At 46.7% G+C, this 24,091-nt stretch carries 24 protein-coding genes, 10 tRNA genes and 1 rRNA gene; 2 read left to right on the forward strand and 33 right to left on the reverse strand.

The window, feature by feature from the left end; translation table 11 throughout:
* The 25 genes from C6Y45_RS10235 to acpS all read right to left on the reverse strand — a co-directional run.
* A 16S ribosomal RNA gene (locus tag C6Y45_RS10235) occupies window positions 1-101 on the reverse strand; the annotation flags it as partial.
* 173 nt (window positions 102-274) lie between these two features.
* Window positions 275-351: transfer RNA gene (locus C6Y45_RS10240), tRNA-Ile, on the reverse strand.
* A 21-nt stretch (window positions 352-372) separates the two neighbouring features.
* Window positions 373-446: transfer RNA gene (locus tag C6Y45_RS10245), tRNA-Gly, on the reverse strand.
* A 44-nt stretch (window positions 447-490) separates the two neighbouring features.
* Window positions 491-567: transfer RNA gene (locus C6Y45_RS10250), tRNA-Pro, on the reverse strand.
* 31 nt (window positions 568-598) lie between these two features.
* Window positions 599-684: transfer RNA gene (locus tag C6Y45_RS10255), tRNA-Leu, on the reverse strand.
* Window positions 685-705: 21 nt separating this feature from the next.
* A tRNA-Leu gene (locus C6Y45_RS10260) sits at window positions 706-790 on the reverse strand.
* Window positions 791-825: 35 nt separating this feature from the next.
* Window positions 826-901 (reverse strand) — tRNA-Asp (locus tag C6Y45_RS10265).
* Window positions 902-911: 10 nt separating this feature from the next.
* Window positions 912-987, reverse strand: a tRNA-Val gene (locus C6Y45_RS10270).
* A 14-nt stretch (window positions 988-1,001) separates the two neighbouring features.
* Window positions 1,002-1,076, reverse strand: a tRNA-Glu gene (locus C6Y45_RS10275).
* Between the two features lie 28 nt (window positions 1,077-1,104).
* Window positions 1,105-1,195 (reverse strand) — tRNA-Ser (locus C6Y45_RS10280).
* Window positions 1,196-1,199: 4 nt separating this feature from the next.
* Window positions 1,200-1,274: transfer RNA gene (locus tag C6Y45_RS10285), tRNA-Asn, on the reverse strand.
* Between the two features lie 152 nt (window positions 1,275-1,426).
* A complete protein-coding gene (locus C6Y45_RS10290; protein WP_107585199.1) occupies window positions 1,427-1,906 on the reverse strand; it encodes a SprT family protein in 480 nt (159 codons plus the stop codon).
* 139 nt (window positions 1,907-2,045) lie between these two features.
* On the reverse strand, window positions 2,046-4,217 hold the full coding sequence (locus C6Y45_RS10295) for a Tex family protein (protein ID WP_107585134.1): 2,172 nt from the start codon (window positions 4,215-4,217) through the stop codon (window positions 2,046-2,048).
* Window positions 4,218-4,404: 187 nt separating this feature from the next.
* A complete protein-coding gene (locus tag C6Y45_RS10300) occupies window positions 4,405-5,010 on the reverse strand; it encodes a SpoIIE family protein phosphatase (protein ID WP_160058304.1) in 606 nt (201 codons plus the stop codon).
* A gap of 1 nt (window position 5,011) precedes the next feature.
* Window positions 5,012-5,809: an RNA polymerase sigma factor SigB gene (gene sigB, locus C6Y45_RS10305; RefSeq protein ID WP_107585136.1), complete on the reverse strand. Its 798-nt coding sequence runs from the start codon at window positions 5,807-5,809 to the stop codon at window positions 5,012-5,014.
* Window positions 5,769-6,263 (reverse strand): anti-sigma B factor RsbW, encoded by a 495-nt coding sequence (gene rsbW / locus C6Y45_RS10310; RefSeq protein WP_107585137.1) that lies wholly within the window; start codon window positions 6,261-6,263, stop codon window positions 5,769-5,771. The genes sigB and rsbW overlap by 41 nt, the downstream gene beginning before the upstream one ends.
* Window positions 6,264-6,265: 2 nt before the next feature.
* A complete protein-coding gene (locus C6Y45_RS10315; RefSeq protein WP_107585138.1) occupies window positions 6,266-6,595 on the reverse strand; it encodes an STAS domain-containing protein in 330 nt (109 codons plus the stop codon).
* A gap of 68 nt (window positions 6,596-6,663) precedes the next feature.
* Window positions 6,664-7,677, reverse strand: a complete 1,014-nt coding sequence (locus tag C6Y45_RS10320; RefSeq protein WP_107585139.1) for a PP2C family protein-serine/threonine phosphatase — start codon at window positions 7,675-7,677, stop codon at window positions 6,664-6,666.
* A gap of 15 nt (window positions 7,678-7,692) precedes the next feature.
* The gene (locus C6Y45_RS10325) at window positions 7,693-8,094 is read right to left on the reverse strand and encodes an anti-sigma regulatory factor (RefSeq protein ID WP_107585140.1); all 402 of its coding nucleotides are present in this window, start codon (window positions 8,092-8,094) and stop codon (window positions 7,693-7,695) included.
* Between the two features lie 2 nt (window positions 8,095-8,096).
* On the reverse strand, window positions 8,097-8,453 hold the full coding sequence (locus C6Y45_RS10330) for an STAS domain-containing protein (RefSeq protein WP_107585141.1): 357 nt from the start codon (window positions 8,451-8,453) through the stop codon (window positions 8,097-8,099).
* Between the two features lie 13 nt (window positions 8,454-8,466).
* Entirely contained in the window at window positions 8,467-9,288 is an 822-nt protein-coding gene (locus C6Y45_RS10335) for an RsbT co-antagonist protein RsbRA (protein WP_107585142.1), read from the reverse strand.
* Window positions 9,289-9,518: 230 nt separating this feature from the next.
* Window positions 9,519-9,869 (reverse strand): type II toxin-antitoxin system PemK/MazF family toxin, encoded by a 351-nt coding sequence (locus C6Y45_RS10340; protein WP_107585143.1) that lies wholly within the window; start codon window positions 9,867-9,869, stop codon window positions 9,519-9,521.
* A 5-nt stretch (window positions 9,870-9,874) separates the two neighbouring features.
* Complete coding sequence (locus tag C6Y45_RS10345; protein WP_107585144.1) at window positions 9,875-10,147, reverse strand: antitoxin; 273 nt, start codon at window positions 10,145-10,147, stop codon at window positions 9,875-9,877.
* A gap of 150 nt (window positions 10,148-10,297) precedes the next feature.
* On the reverse strand, window positions 10,298-11,488 hold the full coding sequence (gene alr / locus C6Y45_RS10350; protein ID WP_245922637.1) for an alanine racemase: 1,191 nt from the start codon (window positions 11,486-11,488) through the stop codon (window positions 10,298-10,300).
* Window positions 11,489-11,637: 149 nt separating this feature from the next.
* Window positions 11,638-11,985 carry a holo-ACP synthase gene (gene acpS, locus C6Y45_RS10355; RefSeq protein ID WP_107585145.1) on the reverse strand — a complete coding sequence of 116 codons (348 nt, stop codon included), beginning with the start codon at window positions 11,983-11,985 and terminating at the stop codon, window positions 11,638-11,640.
* A gap of 148 nt (window positions 11,986-12,133) precedes the next feature.
* Here acpS and C6Y45_RS10360 point away from each other — a divergent pair, with 148 nt between their 5' ends.
* A complete protein-coding gene (locus tag C6Y45_RS10360; RefSeq protein ID WP_107585146.1) occupies window positions 12,134-12,898 on the forward strand; it encodes a rhomboid family intramembrane serine protease in 765 nt (254 codons plus the stop codon).
* A gap of 587 nt (window positions 12,899-13,485) precedes the next feature.
* Here the strand turns inward: C6Y45_RS10360 and C6Y45_RS10365 are convergent.
* The 6 genes from C6Y45_RS10365 to C6Y45_RS17545 all read right to left on the reverse strand — a co-directional run bounded on the left by C6Y45_RS10365 (window position 13,486) and on the right by C6Y45_RS17545 (window position 20,518).
* Complete coding sequence (locus C6Y45_RS10365) at window positions 13,486-15,144, reverse strand: ABC transporter permease (protein WP_107585147.1); 1,659 nt, start codon at window positions 15,142-15,144, stop codon at window positions 13,486-13,488.
* 367 nt (window positions 15,145-15,511) lie between these two features.
* Window positions 15,512-16,639 carry an extracellular solute-binding protein gene (locus C6Y45_RS10370; protein ID WP_107585148.1) on the reverse strand — a complete coding sequence of 376 codons (1,128 nt, stop codon included), beginning with the start codon at window positions 16,637-16,639 and terminating at the stop codon, window positions 15,512-15,514.
* Between the two features lie 274 nt (window positions 16,640-16,913).
* Window positions 16,914-17,972, reverse strand: a complete 1,059-nt coding sequence (locus tag C6Y45_RS10375; RefSeq protein WP_107585201.1) for an ABC transporter ATP-binding protein — start codon at window positions 17,970-17,972, stop codon at window positions 16,914-16,916.
* Window positions 17,973-18,278: 306 nt separating this feature from the next.
* Window positions 18,279-19,181, reverse strand: coding sequence for an arginase (gene rocF, locus C6Y45_RS10380; RefSeq protein ID WP_107585149.1), 903 nt, complete (start codon window positions 19,179-19,181; stop codon window positions 18,279-18,281).
* A gap of 84 nt (window positions 19,182-19,265) precedes the next feature.
* On the reverse strand, window positions 19,266-20,171 hold the full coding sequence (locus C6Y45_RS10385; RefSeq protein WP_107585150.1) for a proline dehydrogenase family protein: 906 nt from the start codon (window positions 20,169-20,171) through the stop codon (window positions 19,266-19,268).
* Complete coding sequence (locus C6Y45_RS17545) at window positions 20,168-20,518, reverse strand: hypothetical protein (protein ID WP_160058306.1); 351 nt, start codon at window positions 20,516-20,518, stop codon at window positions 20,168-20,170. The genes C6Y45_RS10385 and C6Y45_RS17545 overlap by 4 nt, the downstream gene beginning before the upstream one ends.
* An 18-nt stretch (window positions 20,519-20,536) precedes the next feature.
* Between C6Y45_RS17545 and C6Y45_RS10390 the strand changes: the two genes are divergently transcribed.
* Window positions 20,537-21,916, forward strand: coding sequence for a sigma-54 interaction domain-containing protein (locus tag C6Y45_RS10390; protein WP_107585151.1), 1,380 nt, complete (start codon window positions 20,537-20,539; stop codon window positions 21,914-21,916).
* A gap of 132 nt (window positions 21,917-22,048) precedes the next feature.
* Here C6Y45_RS10390 and C6Y45_RS10395 read toward each other — a convergent pair whose 3' ends face one another.
* Window positions 22,049-23,440: a hypothetical protein gene (locus C6Y45_RS10395; protein ID WP_107585152.1), complete on the reverse strand. Its 1,392-nt coding sequence runs from the start codon at window positions 23,438-23,440 to the stop codon at window positions 22,049-22,051.
* The gene (gene sigX, locus C6Y45_RS10400; RefSeq protein ID WP_107585153.1) at window positions 23,437-23,985 is read right to left on the reverse strand and encodes an RNA polymerase sigma factor SigX; all 549 of its coding nucleotides are present in this window, start codon (window positions 23,983-23,985) and stop codon (window positions 23,437-23,439) included. Before sigX ends, C6Y45_RS10395 begins: the two co-directional genes overlap by 4 nt.
* Window positions 23,986-24,091 lie beyond the last annotated feature (106 nt).

Here is a 24,091-nt window from a genome sequence, read left to right on the forward strand (position 1 = left end):
GGCTTCCCCCCGAAGGGTTCCGCCGGTTTCCTGCGCTCGACTTGCATGTATTAGGCACGCCGCCAGCGTTCGTCCTGAGCCAGGATCAAACTCTCCGATAAATCGTCGAAGTTTGAACTTCTGACATCGCGAAGCAGGATGCTTCGCTTGCAAAACGGAATCTGGCTAAAGATTCTTTAAAAAAAAATTGACAGAGAATGATTCATTCTCTTTTTCCTTCACAATCGTCTTTTGTTTAGTTTTCAAAGGGCAAATCATGTGTTCAAATTGATAATGGTGGGCCTGAGTGGACTCGAACCACCGACCTCACGCTTATCAGGCGTGCGCTCTAACCAGCTGAGCTACAGGCCCAAAACACGTATTAAAATAAAATGGAGCGGGTGATGGGAATCGAACCCACATCATCAGCTTGGAAGGCTGAGGTTTTACCACTAAACTACACCCGCTTAATAGAAAAAACGTATTCTGTTTAACTTGCAGTGCATGGAAATGGTCGGGAAGACAGGATTTGAACCTGCGACCCCTTGGTCCCAAACCAAGTGCTCTGCCAAGCTGAGCTACTTCCCGTTTTCGCTCACTACTTAAATAAACAAGTATATGGTGCGGTTGAGAGGAGTCGAACCTCCACGGGTGTTACCCCACTAGGCCCTCAACCTAGCGCGTCTGCCATTCCGCCACAACCGCCTGTGCTGGTTTTAAAAAGTATGGTGCGGGTGGAGGGAGTCGAACCCCCACGCCCGAAGGCACTAGATCCTAAGTCTAGCGCGTCTGCCAGTTCCGCCACACCCGCATACTAAGTTAAAAGATAAATATATAAAATTAAAATGGCGGTCCCGACGGGAATCGAACCCGCGATCTCCTGCGTGACAGGCAGGCATGTTAACCGCTACACCACGGGACCTTATAATAGATGGTGGAGGATGACAGGCTCGAACTGCCGACCCCCTGCTTGTAAGGCAGGTGCTCTCCCAACTGAGCTAATCCTCCGTGAATTAAGTAAATGGTGACCCGTACGGGATTCGAACCCGTGTTACCGCCGTGAAAGGGCGGTGTCTTAACCACTTGACCAACGGGCCATCTATCTGTTTTATGGATGTATATAACTGGCGGAGAAGGAGGGATTTGAACCCTCGCGCCGCTTGCGCGACCTACACCCTTAGCAGGGGCGCCTCTTCAGCCACTTGAGTACTTCTCCAGGATGGCTCCACAGGTAGGATTCGAACCTACGACCGATCGGTTAACAGCCGATTGCTCTACCACTGAGCTACTGTGGAATAGTGTCATTCCTTTAATGGGACAAGTAATATCTTAACATCGAGTTAATTATTATGTCAATATTATTTTTAAATATTTTTCGGTGTGCGTAATGCGGCATTTGCTGCGCTGCCGTTTCGGCGACTTTTATAATGTACCACAGGCGGTGATTTTACGTCAACGCTTTTTCATTATTTTTTGTGCGAACTTTTTTCAGCTTTCCTCTGCACTTTCCGCACACGTATTTTTCTGTGTTCATACGGCGCTTCCTTTCATACTCATGGGCACATGACGTGCACTCGTATACGTGAAAAACTGTCTGCTTTCCACCTCGCTGCGGCAGATTTCTGCAGTGTCTTGAGCCGCCCACTTCTTTAAGAAGCTGTTTGAATTCCGGATCCCGGTGGTGATAGCCTTTACCCTCCAGATGAAGATGATAATGGCAGAGTTCGTGCTTAATGATGCTTACGACTTCTTCCATCCCGTAATATTCATAATGCTTCGGGTTAATTTCTATATCATGAGAGTGCAGGGCGTACCGTCCCCCGGTTGTACGAAGACGTCCATTAAAAAAAATCCGGTGCCGGAACGGTCTGCCGAAATAATCTTTGGACAGATCTTCAGTTAGATGCTGCAGCTTTTTATTGTCCATACTGATTTGCTCCGCACCCTTTCTGTATATGTTATTTTCCATCATATCATTTACCTCCCATTATTGAGAAGTACTGCCTTAGTAATTTTTGTACATCAGAAAAAGGCGCCTTTTTAAAAAGACGCCTCCATCGTGCTGGTTATTCGTTTGGCCTGCCGTCAGGCTGAAGCATCGTTAAGGCGATCCTTCCTTTATCTTTATCAACATTTTCCACCCAGACAGTAACGACATCTCCTACAGAGACGATATCCATCGGATGCTTAACAAACCTGCGTGCCAGTTTGGAAATATGCACAAGTCCATCCTGTTTTACTCCGATATCAATAAACGCACCAAAGTCGACGACGTTTCTCACTGTACCCTCCAGCTCCATTCCGGACATAAGATCTTCCATTGAAAGAACATCTTTTTTCAAAAGTGGTTTTGGCACATCATCCCGCGGATCTCTCCCCGGCTGCTGGACGGCCTGCAGTATATCTTCCAGCGTCGGAACCCCGACTCCAAGTTCGTCCGCCGTTTGTTTCAGGTTCAGCCCCTCATATGCTTTGCCGGCTTCTTCTGATCCTATATCATCCGCAGTGAGCCCGAGTTTTTTAAGGAGTGCCTTCGCTGCCGGATAGCTTTCAGGGTGGACCGGCGTAGCATCCAGCGGTTCGTCCCCTCCTGCAATACGAAGAAAACCGATACTCTGCTCGTAGGTTTTCGCTCCAAGACGCGGTACTTTTTTCAGTTGTCTGCGATTGGTGAATTTCCCTGCTTCCTCTCTCGCTTTAATAATGTTTTCGGCTACACTTTTAGATAGTCCGGAAACGTACTGCAGAAGAGAAGAAGAAGCGGTATTTACATTAACTCCGACACGGTTAACGACCGTCTCTACAACAAACGTGAGACTTCCGCTCAGCTTGGACTGGGTAACATCATGCTGATACTGGCCGACCCCGACAGATTTCGGATCGATTTTCACGAGCTCTGCGAGTGGATCCTGCAGCCGCCGGGCAATCGAGACGGCACTGCGTTCTTCCACCTGAAGATCCGGAAATTCTTCTTTGGCAATTTTAGAGGCCGAGTAAACACTTGCCCCGGCTTCATTCACGATCAAGTAATACACTTCCTTGTCCAGCTGCTTCATTACTTCAGCAGTAAACTGCTCCGTTTCCCTGGAAGCTGTTCCGTTACCGATCGCAATCATTGTTACCCCGTGCTCTTCAATAAGATTTTTGACGGTTTTTTCAGCTTCTTTCACTTTGTTCCATGGAGCTGTCGGATAAATTACACCGGTGTACAATTTCTTCCCGGTGTCATCCACGACTGCCAGCTTGCACCCTGTCCGGTAAGCCGGGTCGATACCGAGCACAACGTTACCTTTCAAAGGGGGCTGCAGCAGGAGCTGGCGGAGATTCTGGGAAAAGATATCAATCGCATGTTCTTCTGCTTTTTCATTCAGTTCGCTTCGTATGTCCCGTTCAATCGAGGGGTGAAGCAGCCGTTTAAAGCTGTCTTCTATCGTTTCCTTTAATAACGCTTCTACGGTAGATCTTTTTCCACCGAGCACCAGCTTTTCCAGCCAGGAAAGAATTTTTTCTGCCGGAGGATCAATTTTCACACGCAGAACATTTTCTTTTTCTCCCCGGTTTACTGCCAGGATGCGGTGTGGCACCATTTTTGATACGGTTTCTTCGTACTCATAATACATCCCGAAAACTTCCTTCTCGTCTTCTGCTTTCGGTTTTTTCTCGGAAATCAGCTTCCCTTCTTTCCAGGTCGTAAACCGAACGTAGCGGCGGATATCCGGATCATCAGAAAGGTATTCTGCTATAATATCTTTCGCCCCTTGAAGAGCTTCTTCCACTGTATGTACTTCCTTTTCTTCGTCCAGAAAGGAAAGGGCCTTTTCTTCCGGCTTTTCTGTCTGCGGGATGGAATACAGCCACTCCGCCAGAGGCTCGAGCCCTTTTTCCTTTGCTGTGGTGGCCCTCGTCCGGCGCTTCTGTTTATAAGGCCGGTAAAGATCTTCAACTTCCTGCAGCCTGGACGCACTGTTTATGCTCTCCTGCAGCGCTTCGTCCAGTTTTCCCTGTTCATCTATGAGGCGCAGCACTTCTTCTTTCCGTTTTGCAAGCGCTTGAACATAGGCCCACGCATCAAGAATGGCACGAATCTGCTCCTCGTCAAGCCCGCCGGTCATTTCTTTACGGTATCTGGCAATAAAGGGGACTGTATTCCCCTCTTCGGAAAGTTCAATTACTTTCTGTACTTTTGTTTCCGGCAGTGCAGTCTGCTTATGTACAATCTGAAGATGTTCTTTATTCATTGCGATTCCTCCAATTATGCTTCCTTTTCTCCCTCTCAGTATACATGTTTCCCGCCTCAGGCTCCATCGCCCCTTTTTATTTTCTCCTGGTAAAGGAGCTTCGGACACCGTCACATCAAAATGAAAATTCAATACAAACATAAAAAAAGAAGCTATCCCGATAACTTCAGGATAACTCTTTTAAAAACTATACGTAAGCTTTGCCAATCATTACTGTGGCATCATCATCCACGTATTCAAACAGGCTGGAGATTCTATCCATGATTTCCTCCGGCGTGTCCTCGTAATCAAAAACCCGGTTCGCAAGCGGATCCTGAGGAAACCCGTCGGAATACATGCTGAAAACCATCCCTTTTTCATAAGGCCAGGTCTGAACACGCAGTTTCTGCTTTCTTCCGGACAGGTACCCGCGCTGCGGTACAGGACGAATCATTTTTCCGTCCGGATGATAAAAATTGCAGGTGATGTTGCCTACATTGATGTATTCGCACGTTTTGTCGGCAATATAAATCCTTAGAATAGAAAGCACAGCTCCGCGTGTTCCCCACATTTTTTCATTACACCGTTCCATCAGCGTTTTCAGGTGCAGACTGTGGTCTTCCGCGATGACTTCCATCGCCTGTTTGGAAGCATGCATCGCTTCCTCTCCGCTGCCCAGACCATCAGCCACGGCAATGAGTACGTATCCATCAGCACGGACACCATAGTATCCGTCCCCTGTGCACCAGTTCCCCTGCTTGGCTGTTTGATAAATACTGACATCCGCATCCTGCAGGTGTAAATGATCAAACATGCTAGAAAGCCTCCGTAGGCTCGATTCGAATAGATTCACGGAGTTTCTGAAGGGCGCGGCGCTGAAGCCGGGACACATGCATCTGGGAAATTCCGAGCTGTTCTCCTGTTTCTTTCTGGCTCATGTTTTCAAAATAAGTCAGCTGGAGAATCTGCTTCTCTCTTTCTGTAAGTACGGCAAAAGCTTTCTCAAGAAGAAGCTGCTGATCGGTCTGTTCATATCCGCCTTCATCCTGACCGACAAGATCCAGCAGCGTTACTGCACTTCCTTCATCATCCGCTTCTATGGAACGGTCCACAGAAAGGGCCTGATAGCTTTTTCCCATTTCCATCGTTTCAAGTATTTCTTCTTCAGAAACACCGAGATGCTCGGCAATTTCTTCCACTCCGGGAGAACGCTGCAGCGTCGTCGTTAAATCTTCGACGGCACCTTTAATTTTGGGCCCGAGCTCTTTAATACGCCGCGGAACGTGAACACTCCACGTCTTATCACGGATAAAACGTTTAATTTCACCCACGATGGTAGGTACAGCAAACGATTCAAAGCTCCTCCCGAATGAGGGATCAAAACGGCGGAGTGCTGCAAGCAGGCCGATCATACCAACCTGAATCAGATCTTCATCGTGGCGCTGTCCCCGTGAAAATTTCCGCGCAAGAGCATGCACGAGACTTTCGTACTCCAGCACCAGCTCCGTCTGCAGTTCTTCATCATTCGTTTCCTGGAATTCTGCGATCTTTTCCAGCATTCGTTTTTTCGATTCACTGGTGTTCTGGTGATTCTTCTGAGGCTCTTCTGCCATTCGGTTCCACCTCATCTCTTTGCAGGAACTTTGTCATAATGATCATGACGCCTTTTTCCCCGCGGATTTCTACCTCATCCATCAGTGTTTCTATCAAAAAGAGGCCGAGCCCTCCTTCCTTTAGTTCGTCAACAGGCTGGTCCTTGGATACCGGGCCGCGTTCTCTGTTGAAAAATTCCGTATCAACCGCACCGCCTTCATCTGCAACTACGAGCTCGAGACGATCCTCATGCACAGCAAAGTTAACATGCATATCATTTGAAGCGGACTGCTCCGTATACGCGTGATTTACTACGTTTGTACACGCTTCTGCCACAGCGATTTTAATATCTTCAATATCATCATATGAATACCCGAGACGGCTTGCTACTCCGGAAACAGTAAGACGAACGACACCAACATACTCCGGTTTTGCCGGAACTTTCATTGCTATGTTTTCAGCTGTTTGTACCATTCTTACGCTTCCTCCCTCTTATCTGCTTCAATATCAATAACTTCATGAAGTCCCGTGATTTCAAACAAACGGCGCACGCGTTCGTTGAGGCCGGTCAGCTTCAATGTGCTTCCGGATTTTTCCGCGGCCTTTAGAGCTCCGATAAAGATTCCGAGTCCGGTACTGTCAATGTACTCTACGCCGGACAAATCTATCACAAGACGGTGATTTTCTTTTTCCGCCAGAGGAATCAATGTATCCTTAAGTTTTGCAGCTGTATAAACGTCGACTTCCCCCGTAACCCGGGCAATACTTTCATTTTCATGTTCTTCTACCTGAATATCTAAATTCATAGTTCCCCTCCTGTAATAAACCTCGAGCTATAATTAATCCTAGTGCCTTTACCCCAATACTGGACAGGTCAAACCTTTCTTCTCACAATCATAAGTGTAAAATCGTCACGCAGCTGAAATTCCTGGGCTTTCTCCAGCTGATAGTAAACTTCGTCCACGATCTCCTGTGCCGGGAGATGAAGGCGCTCCCGGATCATGTCGACGATTTGATCCCGTTCGATAAACTCTCCATCAATCCGGCTTTCCGTCACCCCGTCAGAAAGAAAAACAACCAAGTCTCCCGGATCCAAAGGAAGCTTTTTTTCTTCGTACCTGACTTTCGGCGAAACACCGAGTACGAGGCCTTTCGCCTCCAGTGAAACAAAAGTATCTTCCTGTGCATTATAAATAAACCCTGGCTCATGACCAGCGCTTGATATGGAAAAGCTGTGCTCCTCCGGATAATATACACCGTACATCATTGTAATAAACATGTCTTCATCGATGTTCCGTTCCACCACGCGGTTCAGACTTTCCAGCACAGCCGACGGCTGCATCTGTTTGTCTGTCAGTGTGTCCATCGCGTATTTGATCATAGACATCGACATCGCTGCCGGTACACCTTTTCCGATAACATCGGCCACCGCTACAGCAAGATTGCCGTGATCATCCAGGTCATAGTGGTAATAGTCGCCGCTCATTTTACCAGCAGGGACACTGACCACACCAAAATCCACTTCCTCCAGATCAATCTTTTTATCCGGAAGAAGCGTCCGCTGCATCTGGGCAGCTACGTTTAATTCAGACTCCAGTTCCTGCTGCCTGTCCCGCAGACTTTGATGCTCACGGTAGGCAAGACCATAGCCGATCATAACCTCCAGAAGAAGATCAAAAGAATCTCTCACTTCTTCCGGCATATTCTGGGAGAGGTCCTCGAACACTGATACATGAAGGCTCACCGTTTCTTCCGGAGACATATCCTGTTCCATCATCTGCTTGCTGAACTGCTGGGCGTGATAAAGCGCATGTTCACTTTTATCTTCCAGATAGCTCGTCAGCATATCTTTATATAACTGGTACATTGATACCTTCATATCCTCCAAATGACCGCACCCCCCTTATCTCAGCCATTTTATTGTAGTGATTACCGTTCCTTCGTCCTGCTCTGATTCAATACCGAATTCGTCCATAAGTCTTTTGACGCCGGGCAGGCCTGCTCCGAGCCCCCCCGAAGTTGTAAAACCATCTTCCATGACGCGGCGCAGGTCCTTGATACCCGGTCCCTCGTCTGAAGCTATGATTTTCATACCGCGTTTACCTGACTCTGTTACTTCTTCTATTTTGATCTGTCCCTGATTTGCGTACAGGTAAATATTTCGTGCGAGTTCGGAAATCGCGGTCGTAATTCTCGCCTGATCCACGGACCCGAATCCAATCTCACGCGCAAGTTTCCGCCCCGCCTGTCTGGCTGCTACGATGCCCCACTCACTGTTTATATCAACATGGGTCTGAACCTGCATAATTAACCCTCCAATTCGAGCTGGAGACGTTCCAACCCTTGTTCAAGGTCCAGTGCAGTCGGGACTTCGTCCAGCACAATGCCCATATCGATCAGCGTAATCGCCACTGCCGGCTGAATACCGGTGAGTACAACACGTGCACCCATCAGATTAGACATGTCCACTACATCTCCGAGCACTTTGGCTATAAATGAATCGATCATTTCCACAGAAGTCAGATCTATAACAACACCGCGTGAACCTTCTTCATGAATTTTCTCGAGCACATCTTCCTGGAACCGGAGGGCAGTCTGATCGTCCAGTTCTACCTGGACAGATATCAACAAATAATCGTGTAGTTTTAAAATTGGAATCCGCAATGCTGTTCCCCCCCTAAGATTCAAGTTCAACGATGTCACGTTTTGTCATTCGAAGTGCCGTTTCGACACCTTTTTTCAATGTACTTTTTGTCGGAAATTTGCCAAGGTCAATACCGAGGTTGACGATTGTCTGAGCAATTTCCGGACGGATACCCACCAGAATGCACTGTGCCCCGACGAGCCTTACCGCTTCGGAAGCCTGAATAATATGATGTGCAACCATTGTATCCACGACCGGCACACCGGTTATATCAATTAAAACGACCTGCGAGCGGTGTTCAATGACACCGTCAAGAAGGTTTTCCATGATCAGCTTTGCCCGCTCAGTATCAATCGTCCCAACAAGCGGCATAACACTGATATTTTCAAATACCGGGATTAAGGGAGCAGAAAGCTCTTTTAAAGCCATTTTTTGAAGAAAAACTGTATTCTCCCACGATCCGGAATACTGGTTTACGAGAAGGTTAACTATTTCGTCCACCCACTCTTCGATTTCTTCGATCATGCGGAACTGATCCTCATTATTATCAGTTTCCTGAAAAATAACTTTTACGGATACTTTCCGGAATTCCTGAAGACCCCGTGTAATGTAGTTGAGCGGCCATCCCATCTGGATCAGACGCTCGACAAATTGATTCAGCTTTTCATCGCTCACTTCGTTTTCTTCCACAGTAAGCAGCAGCTTATGAACAAAATCACGGCTGGTACTTTCGTAAACGGAAGCTGAGATGCTCTGCAGCGACTCATCTGTCCGGAATTTTTCGATCTGCTGCATCCAGTCTTCAATAATAAGGTCCTGATGCTGCAGTATATTCTCTCTTACTTTCGGGATCATGACTGTCAATTCCTCCACTCTCTGCGACAAATTATAAATCTATTATTTCATTGATTAATGGTTTATGCAAACGTTCAACGGGGGAATGGGAGTAAAAGAACCTAAAGAATTCTGTGACGATTAGAAATTATAGCACATAATGCTGTCACAGCGTCTAAATATGCCTATTCTTACTTATAAAGTAAAAAAGGATCGGACAACCACACTTTGTCCGATCCTCCTGATGATATTTAAAAGTCAATAAGGCCTATACTTATATTTAACGCGTCATTCACTTTTAACATCATATTATCATCCAGCTGCGTAATTTTATCCGTCAGCCTCTGTTTATCAATGGTTCTGATCTGCTCAAGTAAAATAACGGAATCGCGGTCAAAACCGTAGCGCTCGGCATCAATTTCCACATGAGTCGGCAGCTTGGCTTTTTGAATCTGTGCGGTTATAGCAGCAACGATGACCGTTGGGCTGAAACGGTTTCCGATATCATTCTGTATAATAAGCACAGGTCTTACTCCACCCTGCTCAGAACCTACTACAGGGGATAAGTCCGCGAAATACACGTCACCACGTTTGACAATCAACTCCGCTACACCCCGCTTACTAGGCGGTCCAGCGTGCTTTCAGCCTCCTCTTCAGCTAAAAAGGACTCCGTGGCAATGTTAAGGTTAATCTTCGCCATTTCCATATAGCCTTGCTGCATTGTTTCACGAATGTGCTCTTTTTTCTGCTCCTGTACATAGCGTGTAGCTGCATTCTGAATAAAATCGCTGCGTTCCAAGACATCCCCTCCAGTTGAAGCGTCTGGTTCAGTTGCCAACTCCTTTGGTAAGCTTATCGTCATCTCTTCATTACCATTCATAGAAAACGAACACCTCCAAACAACTCTCTGCCTGCTTCTTTTTCAAGTCTAATCATATCATTTGACACCTTTGACTGCAAACGTCTTTTTTAAGATTCCCGAAATTCTTTCTTATTTTTTTCACAATGAAGGCGTTTTCTCACCACAATTTTAGAGGACCCGATTGTGCACAGCTGCTGTTTTCCCGTCTTTTTTCAATACTCTCGGTACACGGGCGCTTATAATACAGGGTATCTCGTAGCTGATCGTTTCCAGCCTTGCCGCTATCTCCTCCACTGAAATAAATTCGGTGCCCTGCCCGCCGATAAGTGTAACAAGTGTATCTACTGCTGCAGGATGTTCAAGTTTGATCAGCATCTGGTCCATACATATGCGGCCTACGATTGGAGACCGCTTCCCATCTACAAGCACGTCCCCCCCCTGGTTTGCCCGTATCCACCCGTCTGCGTAACCGATAGGTACTGTAGCAATCCATTCTTCTTCTGAAGCGGTATATGTCCGCCCGTAACTGATACTTTCTCCCGCCTGGAGCTTTTTCACGTGAGTGATTCTGCTGTGCAGCGAAAAAGCTTCTTTCAGTTTGACCGGGAGAAGAGGTTTTACAGCCGGTGAAGGCGCCAGACCGTACATGGATATTCCGACACGGACCATATTCAGCCCCGCTTCAGCATACAGAAGTGTACCTGCGCTGTTTGCAGCATGACGGCACGCGACCGGTCTGCCAAGCTCCTCTTCCAGCTCTTCCCCCATACGCCGGAATTCTTTCAGCTGTTTGAGAGTGAAATTTCGATCGAGCTCATCCGCTGCTGCCAGGTGAGTATACATGCCGGTTACTTTTATCGAGGGCGATGCGGAAACAGCTGAAGCAAAGCGGCTGATTTCTTCTTTTGATTTCATTCCTATTCTGTTCATACCGGAATCCAGTTTCGCATGGAGGGAGAGAACGGCGCCGGTTCCTGCCAGCGCATCAGACGCCTCTTTTATCCACTCGTCCTGAAAAGCTGTCAAAGTAATGTCTTTTTCTGCCGCAGTCGGCACGTCCTGCGGTCTCGTCACACCGAGCACAAGAATAGGTGCGGTAATACCTTTTGCACGAAGATCCAGCGCTTCATCCAGAAGAGCCGTTCCTAAAAAACCGGCTCCCGCTTTCAATGCTTCTTCTGCTGTTTCCAGGGCTCCATGCCCGTAGCCGTTAGCTTTAACAACGGCCATAAACTCTATTTTATCCGGCAGTGTGGATTTAATCCCCGCTACATTTTCCCGGATCGCATCCAGGTCTACTTCTGCCCACGTGTCCCGGTAAAAAACCGTGGCACTCTCCGGAACTTTCGGCTGATTCACTGTCATTCCTCCTCCTGATCCTCTGTTTCTTTCAAACTTGTTCAGCACCGGGTGCTTTTTCCAATCCTGCTGCAGTTCCTTTTTCTTCGTCTTCCGTGAAAAATTTCTGCTTTTCAGCATGCATCCCGGCTGCTTCATTTCGCAAACTTTCAGCGTGTTTCGATAACAACATGAGCACATGCATAGTCTCTGCTGTGGGAAACTGACAGATGGACAATATTCGTTTCACCTTCGGCTTTCAGTAATGGTCTGCCTTTTTCATCATTTGAAACACAGATATCCTTAAAAGCAAGCTCAGCACCGATTCCACACCCGCAAGCTTTGGCATAAGCTTCTTTTGCTGCAAAGCGCCCGGCAAGAAACTCTGTTTTCCGCCTATCATAAAGAGTGTCATACTTCTTTTTTTCTTTATCGGTAAGAATACGGGCGGCAAGACGCCCTCCTGTACTTTCGATTCTTTTTAATTCGATAAGGTCAATTCCTATTCCTTTTATCACTTCCAGCCAGCCTTTCCTTTATGCTTTCTCTTTATATTCTGTGCTAAAATAAAGTCGGTATTATTTTTCTAATTATAAAGGATGTACTGCCGGAACACACGTAAAAAAAGACATTTTATAAAGGCAGCTTATTAAAAGGTGGGATGACATGTTTCTTCGCAGTGAAAGCTTTGACGAATATATACGGTCTTATAAAGTTGTAACTGTCCTGATTGCGATTAATTTATTTTTCTTCGTCTGGACGGGCATGTTTACGTTCCTCGGCGGCGCTGAGATCCGTGCGCTCGGGATCGGAAACAATTTCTTTATTGCCGCCGGAGAGTGGTGGCGCATCATTACACCGATTTTCCTTCATGGAGGCCTCATGCACGTGGCTTTCAATTCGTTTGCTCTATTTTTATTCGGCCCGGCTCTGGAGCGGATGCTCGGCGGTCCAAAATTTCTGTTTGTTTATCTCGGCACCGGTATTTTTGCCAACATTGTCTACTTCTTTCTCGGGAGCCCGATGGTTTCGCATCTTGGAGCATCCGGAGCTGTATTCGGCCTTTTCGGCATGTACGTGTACATGGTGCTTATGCGGAAAGATCTGATTTCCAGCATGAATTCCCAGATGATTACGGTTATCGTTGTGATCGGGGTCATCATGACATTCGTAAACCCGGGGATTAACATCATCGCCCATATTTTCGGCCTGATTGCCGGAGCGCTTATTGCCCCTGTCGTCCTCTCCGGAGTCCGCTATACTGATCAGTTTGTTTCCAGAAGCGTCCATGATCCGGACGAAATCGGCTTTGATCCCGACCGGTGGCGTAAAAAAGAAGCGAGAAAAAAGAAACGCTGGTTCTACATCGGCGGTGCTTTCCTGGCTATGGTCACCTTTTTCTTTTTAGTTGACCTGCTCCTGCTGCCTTAAATGATCAAGCGGCTGCATGGAGAAAAAACGGTTCATACATGGGTTACACTCACACAGAAAGGTTCAGGACAGATAAGGTCCTGAACCTTCTTTTTATTTTACGGTACCGGAGAGTTTGGTGAGAATAGAGATGGATTAGCGCCGGTTTCCTCAGCACCACTGCCACCAGAGTCCAGCCTTCTGATTCCGGAGACTATCTTCCGGGTACTTTTGAATTCAGCCTCCCTCTGCGGTTCGTCGATCATCTTCCATTGCAATTCTATTAATTTTACAGAATCGCTGCTGTCTTTACACAGAAAACAATATGCTTCTTCTTTTTAATTCGATTGGAGGGGGATCAGAGTAATTCTACCAATAATAGAAGGAATACTACCGCCACTTTCCGGAATAGTTCCGACTCCGCCGGTTATTTCTACCACCCTCCACTTTATTTCTATTAAATAAGGATAATAATTCCAAAAAGGAGCTTAATACTGCCACCTCTCCTCTCATTTCTACCACTTACCGAGACCATACATGTCTTTTCCTTCAATAAAGAAGACCTTCCCGCTCTGGCACAGGAAGGTCTTCTTTATTCATTCAATACACTAGTACCGCTTCAGCAGGTAGTGCAGAGGAATAATCGACACGAGCACAATGAGGAGTGCCCCGGGAGCAGCCTGGTGATATATAGCTTCCGAAGCTTCGTAGTACACCCTGACTGCAAGTGTATCAAACCCCGGCGGCCTCAGCATAAGTGTTGCCGGCAGCTCCTTAATCGAGCTTACGAATACGAGCGCCCCGCCGGCGAGCACCCCGGGAAGGATCGATGGCAAAGTTACTTTCAGCATTACTTTCCATGCCGGATATCCAAGGCTCCTTGCAGCTTCGTCCATCCTCGGCGAAACAAGACTGAGAGATGCCTCACCCGCCTGCATCGCCTGCGGCAGAAAGCGGACGACGAATGCAATAGCTATCATATAAAACGTGTTGTACAGAAACGGAAGGTGATTGTTGAAAATAAATACCATCCCAAGAGCCACAATGACTCCCGGCAGTGCATAACCAGTGTAGCTCAGTTTATCGATCACTGAAGTAATAGAGGACGGATGTCTCGATTTCAAATAAACAAGCGGCGTGGCAAGAACCATACAGATCAGTGCTGCCAGCCCGGAAACTTTCACACTGTTCCATGCATATTCAAGGAAATCTGAGTCGATTACTCCTGCTCCAGCACCGATAATCGTCCAGTAAACTAATACAAATATCGGCAGGATAACCGCGAGGCTGAAGACAGCTGCCACATAAAAAACAGCAAGCGGCTTCCATTTTCCAAGACGGAGAATTTCCGGCGGGCGGAATGTATTGGAAGTCTGATAAAATTTATTCTTTCTCCGCGTATAGGATTCGATCCATAAAATAATGACCGTCAATACAATCAGCACAAGACTCAATACAGAAGCTGAAGGGATATCGAATCCGGCCCGCTGGTAATAAATCGCCGCAGTAAAGGTGACATACCTCATCATGGCAATCGCACCAAAATCAGAAAGCACATAAAGTGAAATCAGAATGGCTCCCGCGCCTATTGCAGGCCGGAGCAGTGGCAGGTTAACTTTCATAAATATCTGCGACGTGGTCATCCCCTGGGACCTCGCCACCTCTTCGTAGTTACGGTTCATCTTTCGAAGCGAAGCGCTCGCTATTAAAAAGACATACGGATACGTAAACATCGTCATTACGAAAAACACACCGAAAAATGAATATATGTTTATCGGATAATTTCCGAGCACCTGCAGAAAACCGTCATTCCACAGATCCCGCATCCAGCCGCTCGGGCCAAACACAATAATGTACGTCACAGCTCCAACGTAGGGAGGAATAACGAGTGGAATCGCAAGCAGCCACTGCCAGACTCTTCTTCCCGGAATATCCGTCCGTATAACGAACCAGGCAAGGGAAACTCCAATGACGATTGCAGCTGCAGTTACAGCTGCCGTCAAAGACAGGGTATTCCACATCAGCCCCGGGATTCTGTCTCCGAGAAGCCGTGCCCAGCTGTCCACCCCGGCACCGATCGAGCGGACAATGACATATATCAGGGGCACAGACATGAGCACCCCGGTGATTATTCCTATCGTAAGCAGAACAAAACCTGGAGGGTTTCCATTCCAGAGATTTCTCCAGCGTTTCTGAAGAAAGCGCACACCCGAATTGCCGGCAGTACGTGATGCATTTTTCTGTCTGCTTTCATCTTCTTTCTTCATGACAAACTCTCCTGACATAATACGGCTCTTCCGTACAGCATTCCCTCTCCTATTCAACCATAATTGAGAAGAACATGCCATACAAGGTATCTGCATTTTATGAACCTTCTCTGAAAATGCAGAGCAGTATGTCTTCTCCTTTACAGTAAAGAAATCAATGAACTTATTCAGTCACCTGTTCTTCCTGCCATCAAACCGTAATGACGGTCCTGAAGTAAATAATTTAAGCGGTGCTCCGTGCCGTCCCCTGAAGGACCATCAGCTCCATTCCGAGGTGTCTTTCATCGGCACGGAGCTTTAACAAATTCCTGCTTTAAAAAAGGACGACCCGGAGTCGGGCCGTCCTTTTCTATGGAAACTGCGGGCATTAACGTAGTTCCAGATCCAGTCCGGCATCTTCAATAAGCTGCCTTGTATCCTGGAAGTAGTCACCCAGTTCGCGAAGCGGCATGTTCTGTACATGCAGCTCACTGAAAGGTACTGCTTCTTCAAATGGAGGATCAAGATCTTCGTTGATCGGTACTTCCAGTGACTCTCCGACAAATGCCAGCTGGTTTTCTTCCTCGAGTAACCAGTCCATAAATGCTTCTGCATTTTCCTGATTCGGTCCACCTTCTACAAGCCCTGCACCGGCAGCATTAACAATGGCTCCCATTTCGTCTTCTTCCTGGTCAGCATAAACGAAGCCTACGTTGTTATCAGTCGGCTCTTCCAGCTGCTGATGATAGTAGTAGTTATTGACAAGACCGAAAGCATGCTCACCGGCACCTACAGCCCTGCGGATATCTCCGTGCCCTTCAAAAATACCGGAAGCATTTTCCTGAATAGCTTCCACCCATTCCTGTGTTCTTTCGTCGCCCCATTCATAACGGAGGGCAGATACGTTTCCAATCATGCCTCCATTACCGCCACGGGTAATTGCGTAGCCGTTTTCCACATCGCCATAGGAGTCTTCAAACAAATCTTCCATTCTGGAAGGAACATCTTCTTCGTCAATCATATCCTGATTGTAGATAAATCCGCGCGCACGTGTGGAAATGGCAACCCATTCATTATTATCCGCCCGGTACTGTTCATCGATCGTATCAATATTTTCCGGATCGCTCTCTGCGAGGAGACCTTCCTGGTTTAAGTATTCGAGACCGCCGACATCATTTGAAATAAAAACATCTGCCTGTACATTGCCGGCTTCCTCCTGAATCTGAAGCGGCTCTGCTTCATGAAGCGCCTGTACTTCCACACCTGTATCTTCCTCAAATTTGTCGAGAAGCTCATCCACGAACTGCTCGTTACGTGACGAATAAACAACAAGCTCTCCGGACAGGTCTTCTCCTGCAGCTTCTTCCCCACTATTATTATCTGCGGCATTTTCCGCTTCGTTATTCTCCGATGTGTTATTTTCACCGGCATTGTTCTCTTCCGCATTGTTCCCGCATGCCGCGAGCAACCCCGCAGCCGCAATGGAAGTAATAAGTAATTTGTAAGACCTTTTCACTAAACTCCAGCTCCTTATGTTTTAACTTGTTAACAAAATGTGTCCTATGTCTTTCTGTTTTGAATTTTACTGCGAATGAGAATCATTGTCAATGAAAATTAGAAAGTATTTCTATTGATATGGCTACGGGAGGGGTTTGTATCACAGCTGGCTTTCAAAAATGGCCCTCCCCCCAGTATCAGTCCTGGATGAAAGCAGGAAATGAGAGCCTGGCAGATTATTCAGTTCCAGCAAAAAGAACGGCCCAAATAGGACCGCTCTTAAAAATGTGCTGTTATTCAACCATTGCTACGAGTTCCGGTTTGATATCAAAAGAAACGATCGATCCGATTTCAACGTCCTGTTCCACCGGAGCATAAATGATCATCGGTGCTTTGGAAAGCTCGGGCTCGTTATGAAGTTTCACGTGCAGCTCCTGGTACTCCCCACCGTACGTCACTCTTTCCACACTTCCACAGTAGGCGCCTTCTTCAGAAAGCATGCAGCCCTCCGGACGGATTGAAAGGGTTACATTTTCCATCCGTTCCTTCGACTCTTCAGGGAGCGTCACTTTACCGATGTGTGTATGGATATTCCGCAGATCATTGTCCATTTTACCGGTCAGAAGATTTGTTTTACCGACAAATTGTGCTACGAAGCAGTTTTTAGGACATCGGTACATTTCTTTAGGAGCAGCAATCTGCTGAATAATACCTTCATTCATGACAACTACCCGGTCAGAAACAGCGAACGCATCTTTTTGATCGTGTGTCACGATGATAGCCGTCGTATTTGCACGCCGAAGAATATTCGTCACATCAAAACGCATCTTTTCGCGGAGACCGGCATCCAGGTTACTGAAAGGTTCATCCATCAGTACGACGTGCGGTTTAGGTGCAAGAGCTCTCGCAAGCGCGACCCGCTGCTGCTGTCCTCCGGAAAGCTGGGTTGGATAGCGGTCAGCGTATTCCTCCAGCCCGACAAGTTCCAGCACTTCCTTTGTCCGGACCTTCTTGTCACGCATCTTCCACTTATTCAGACCAAACATGACATTTTTAGCAATTGTCATATGAGGAAAAAGTGCGTAATCCTGGAAAACCATACCGATCCCCCGCTTTTCAGGAGGAAGGGCGCGGGATTCATTAACAATGGATGCCCCGTCTATTTTGATCGATCCGGAAGATGGATTTTCAAACCCTGCGATCATCCGGAGAGTTGTCGTTTTTCCACAGCCACTCGGACCGAGAAGAGAAATAATCTCCCCTTCTTTTATTTTAAGACTTAATTTATCCACCGCCGGCTTTCCCTGCTCGGAAAATGCTTTTGTTATATTGTCGAGTTGAATAAAGCTCATGACTTTTCCTCCCTGTACTTTCTCCAATGCAATTTCAAAAACACGGCACGCCTTCATAGAGAAACCCGCTTTATAAACAAAAGCGGATATAATGCTTATTTAGAATTCTTATAATCTAGTTGAGAATGATTTTCATTTCTACTGAAGTATAGCACAAATTTTTAAAAAAGGTCAATGTGATCCGCTTTCAACAAAGAATTTTTCCAATGTTATGATACTTTCTTTCACCGGGCGTAGGGAAAACCATTTTAGAGGCACATAAACAACCGGCCATCGATTTGTAAGGCCGGTTGTTTGTACTATATATTAGAGGAGTTTTTCTCCAAAAAGAGAACCAATAAGAGCAACTGCGGCTTCTGCCGTCTGGTTTTTCATGTCCAAAATCGGGTTGACTTCAACGAATTCCGCCGACGTCACAATGTTTTTCTCAGCAAGAATCTCCATTGCAAGATGCGTTTCCCGGTAAGTCGGCCCCCCGACAACCGGCGTTCCTACCCCCGGGGCATCACTCGGATCGAGGGCATCGAGATCGAGGCTCAAATGCACGCCGTCTGTACCGTTTGTTACATATTCCGATGCTTCCTCCATTACCTGCGGCATACCGATCCGGTCAATTTCATGCATCGTGTAAACTTTTATTCCTTTTTCCCTGATCAGCTTACGCTCTCCCTCATCCAGAGATCTGGCACCAATCAGGACGACGTTTTCCGGCTTTACTTTCGGGCTGAAACCGCCTATCTCTGTCAGACTTTTATCTCCAAGACCAAGACTAACAGCGAGCGGCATACCATGAATATTTCCGGATGGGGAGGTTTCCCCGGTGTTTAAATCTCCGTGGGCGTCGTACCATATAACACCCAGATTCTCTTTATCTTTTGCTGTACCTGCAAGCGAACCAATCGCAATGCTGTGATCTCCTCCGAGTATGAGCGGAAAAGAACCGTCCGCAATCACTTCTGCCGTTTCCTCCGCAAGCAGACGGTTTGCTTCCACTACTTCTTCCAAATCTTTAAGGTTTGATTCATTTTTTACGTCAAATCGTTTCGGCCGGCCTATTTGAATGTCCCCCCGGTCCTCTACCTGCCAGCCCAGCGCTTCCAGTCGTTCGACTACACCGGCATAGCGGATAACACTCGGACCCATGTCCACGCCCCGCCTCATCTGGCCAAGATCCATCGGTACTCCAATAATTGCAATTTTTTTATTCAAAACTGTCACATCCCATTTGTTTTATTTAAGCCGGTTCAGTATCACACCGAGTTTTATTGATAATTTTTCTGCAGAAAAACGGATTTATTTGGAAAGCAGCCCCCGGAAAGCAAATGTAATGTTCTGCGGCCGTTCAGCAAGCCTTCTCATGAAGAAGCCGTACCAGTCATTTCCAAACGGCGTGTATACACGCATTTTGTAGCCTTCACGGGCGATTTCTTCCTGCATTTCCGAGCGGAAGCCATAAAGCATTTGAAATTCAAACTGATCTTTTCCGATCCCGTTCTCTTCCGCAAATTTTTTGACCTCTGCAATAATATTATGGTCGTGGGTGGCAACAGCGGCATAGCTGCCGTTCAGCATGTGACGCTTAATAATGCTTAAGTAATTGTCATATACTTCTTTTGCGTCCTGATACGCCACTTCCGGAGGTTCATTATACGCTCCTTTAATGAGACGGATGTTGGTTCCTTTAAGCGTATCCACATCCTGCCCGGCCCGGTAGAGATACCCTTGAATCGCTGTACCGACATTGTCATATTCTTTCCGGAGTTCCATAAGAATATCCAGTGTAGGCTCCAGGTGCGAGTAATCTTCCATATCTATCCGTACAAAATTACCGTATTGTTTTGCCTTGGCAAGAATGGACCGCATATTATTTAAACAAAGTTCCTTGTCGACATCCAGACCGAGCTGTGTCAGCTTCAGGGACAAATTACAGTCCACCCCCGCTTCTTCAATCGCTTCAAGTGTACGTATACAGTATTCCGCCGCTGCCATCGCCTCTTCTTTATCGTATACAAATTCTCCGAGATGATCGACAGTGGCACTAAGTCCCTTTTCGTTCAATTTGCGGACTGTATCCATCGCTTCCTGCAGTGATTCGCCGGCAATTACTGACTTTGCTCCAAATTTCGGGCCCCATTTTGTCGCTTTATTTTTAATAAAGTCGTTTTTCGCTAAAAACAAAAAGAAGTTTCTTGTAATCATTTTTCTTTCGCCCCTTTCAATTTCTTCAGTATGTGCAGGCTGGTCAGCGTGGAATGGAAACTGCCGCAGGATTCGCTGCTTTGGGATAGTGCAGATAATTTTTTAAAAAGTCTTACTTTTCCCTTCCCTTTTTGCGCGCCTTTCAACCTGAAACGGAACTGACCGGAGGAAGTTCCTCTAATACAGTAATATTGCAAAAACCATGCCAAATATGAGAGCGCTTTCCTAAACGCTTTTTTTCTGAAAAAAGTGTTTGATTTTTGAGCACTGTCTGTAGATTTTGCACCAGAATGACAATATTTTTTGCACTTGAGACTTCTCCCTATTACAATGACAGAAGAAGACATACTGCCGGGAGGACAAATATGACGCTGCCAATCATGCCTGAAGTTTATAAACAGCTGCTCGACGCTGTCGACGCAGGTATTCATGTAATTGATATGGAAGGCCATTCTATACTTTATAATCAAAAAATGTCTGAGATTGAAGATATGAATAAAGAAGAAGTGCTTCGTAAAAACATTATGGACATATTTCTGTTTCAGTCCGAAGAAGAAAGCCGACTTATCCAGGCGCTCCGGCATGGAAGGTTCCATAAAAACGCGAAACAGACTTACTTTAATTTTAAAGGGCAGGAAATCACGACAATCAACGATACGTTTCCATTAGTATATGAAGGAAAGCGCATCGGTGCCGTAGAAATCGCGCGGGACATTACGAAACTTGAACGTCTTTCCCGGGAGAATGCCCGTGAAAAAAGAGCAGCGGGTTTTACATTCGACCAGATTATCGGAAAAAGCCCGGTTCTTCGGGAAGTTATCCACCATGCCGAAAGAGCGGCACGAACGTCGTCCTCTGTGCTGATTTACGGAGAGACAGGCACCGGCAAAGAGCTGTTCGCCCAAAGCATTCATAATGCGAGCGTACGGGCGGCGGGACCATTTGTCAGTCAAAACTGTGCAGCACTTCCGGAATCACTTATTGAAGGGATCCTTTTTGGTTCAGTGAAAGGGGCCTTTACCGGTGCATCAAATCATGCCGGATTGTTTGAGCAGGCAGAAGGCGGCACACTGCTTCTTGATGAAATTAATTCTTTGAGTGCCCCCCTCCAGGCGAAACTGCTCCGGGTTATACAGGAAAAATCCGTCCGGCGGATCGGAGACGTTAAGGACCGTCCGGTAGATGTCCGTCTTATTGCAGTGATGAACGAAGACCCCGCAGCTGCGATTCAGGAAAACCGTCTTCGTGAAGATCTGTATTACAGGCTGAGTGTTGTTTCTATTATTGTTCCCCCGCTCCGCCAGCGGAAGCAGGACATTCCGATCCTTACCGCGCATTTTATTGAAAAATATAACGAAAGATTTCAGCTTGGAGTTCCCGGGGTATCCGACCAGGTGAAAACGATATTCTCATCCTATGAATGGCCCGGTAATGTCCGGGAACTGGAACATCTGATCGAAGGGGCAATGAACTTGATTTACCGGGACGAAACCATTGAGTACAGCCACCTTCCACTCCATATACGGACGAAATTTTCCGGCGGAGCGCCGGCACTTCCCGCTCCTGAGCCGGAAGCTGCAGTCATCACTCCGAAACCATTAAAAACTTATCTGGAAGAAGTAGAAAAAGAGTACATCGAGACGATGCTCACGAGAAATAATCAAAACATTACCCGGACTGCCGCTGAACTTGGAGTCAGCCGCCAGAGCCTCCAGTACCGTATCAGGAGACTGCGTTCTGAATAATCTGTGCCTATGAAAACGCTGTGCTGAAGTGCGGTGCCTGAAAAAAGAAGTGCTTCTCCTTATTAAGAGTCCGCTCTTTTAACAGAAGTATAAAAAAAGACTGCGCCGGTCGTACCGGAAGGCGCAGTCTTTTTATGGCAGCTGCACTGGAAGCAGCGTTACTTCTTTTTCTTCTTCGTTGACGAGCTGTACCGTGTCGAGCGTAAAGTACTTGGCTGTCAGCTGTACCGCTTCTTTGAATGTTTCAAAAGATTCTTCCGAGTTTTCTTCAGCGGTGTAGAAAACATAAGCAGTTTCCCCTTCATACCTTACATCTTCAATTTCCACGGTGTCTGGCACCGCTGGTTCGTACCAGTCCTGCCCGTTGACTTCCTCCATCTGTGTGAGCGTTTCGTCGAAGCTGAGCGGATCACCCGCTCCACTCGTCATCGGTTCCCCCGCAGCTCCTGCACTGACAAGTCCTTCTCCACTGCTCAGCGGGTAATAGCCGCGGTTCAGCGTTGAAAGGTCAACTTCTGATTGACCTGACTGCCCGACGAGCAGCTCTTCTTCTCCTGCTTCAAAATTCACTTCGGAAACTTGATAAAGGGCCAGTGTTTCCTGAAGTACCTCTTCCATAAAATAATACTCTGCACTCGATAAAGAAGCCAGCTGGTTCTCTTCCGCGAAACGGAGTGTTAAGGCATTGGACGAACCTCCATTAAATTCGGCTTCTTCCAATGCTTCAAAGTAACTTCCAGAAGTCGGGTCACTTTCCTGAAGAGCATAAACCACTGCTTCTTCCTTAGACATCCCGTCTGCTGCTTCCGGAATACCGTAATATATTTCATCTTCTTCCAGCATGGCTGCCGTAACGAAAAGACTTTCTTCTTCTTCCACCGAATATCCTTCATCGTCCGCTGCAAAATAGTTATCATCCTCCGGAACCTCTTCCGGACTGTCTGCAGGCTCGTTGTTTCGGTTATTGTCTGATTCGTTCACATTGCTGCCGGAGTTTTGATTTTCGTTTTCATTGCTGATGTTATTTCTATTTTCGTTTTCACTGCTATTGTTATTTCTATTTTCGTTTTCATTGTTATTGCTGTTCCTATTTTCATTTTCAGCCGCTTCTTCGGGTGCAGAAGATTCACTGCCGTCGGTATCCGGGCTGACCGTATTCGTATTTTCCACATTCTCTTCATTATTCTGCACAGAAAAACTGTTATTATTTTCGGACGCCTCGTTGTTATCTGCTGCATCGAAAGTATTCGTCTCTCCGTTATCAGCTGGTGACGGGCCGTCACTGGATGAAAACATTCCAGTGTTCATAAAGGAAGGAATCATAAGTACGATCAGAAGCAGAGCTGCTGCCGATGCCATCGCCGGGAAAAACCAGGTTTTAGAAACTTTACGCTGTGGTGCTTCTTTGTCCGCCCGCTGCTTTACTGCATGAAAAAGTTCGTCTTTTGTCTGCTTATCTTTTACCGGCGGCATACGTCTCAGCGTGTCCTCCAGCTCTTTTTCCGACCATTTATCGTTATTCAAGGGGAACCCTCCTTTCCTTGTACATTTTCACCATCAGCCTGAAGATGCTTCTGCAGAGTTTTTATCGCCCGATGCTGGGTCGTTTTCACTTTGCTTTCTGACCATCCGAGAATATCGGCACTTTCTGCGATGGACAGCCCTTGTATATAGCGCAGAACAATCACCTGCTGCTGGTCTTTTGTACATTTTTTCATTGTTTTATAAATATGCTGAATCTCATCCTGCTGGGCCACGATTTCATCCGGCAGCGGCTGCTTGTCTTCAATTTCAAATTCCCGTTCACTCCACTCGTATTCCTTCCCCTCAAACTTTCTTTTCTTTCGGGACTGGCGGCGTATCCAGTCGATCGCTGCGTGCTTGGCGATAGAATAAAGCCATGTTTTCTCGCTGCTTTTTCCCTCGAAAGTTTCGTAGGAGTGGAGTACTTTTATATACACTTCCTGAACGAGCTCCTCTGCTGTTTCCCGGTTCCGGACGAGGTAAAATAAGTATTGGAATAGCTGCTGGTGATAGGCAGAGTACAGCCGTTCAAACTCCTCTCTCACGTCATTACCTCCCTGCTTCATCTATTTGACGCTGTAAGCGCTGAACATGTTACAAATTTTTGGATAGTTATGTAACTTTCCCGAATATGCTTTCTTTATTGTAACA

Source organism: Alkalicoccus saliphilus, from assembly GCF_003044065.1.
Lineage (GTDB): Bacteria > Bacillota > Bacilli > Bacillales > Salisediminibacteriaceae > Alkalicoccus > Alkalicoccus saliphilus.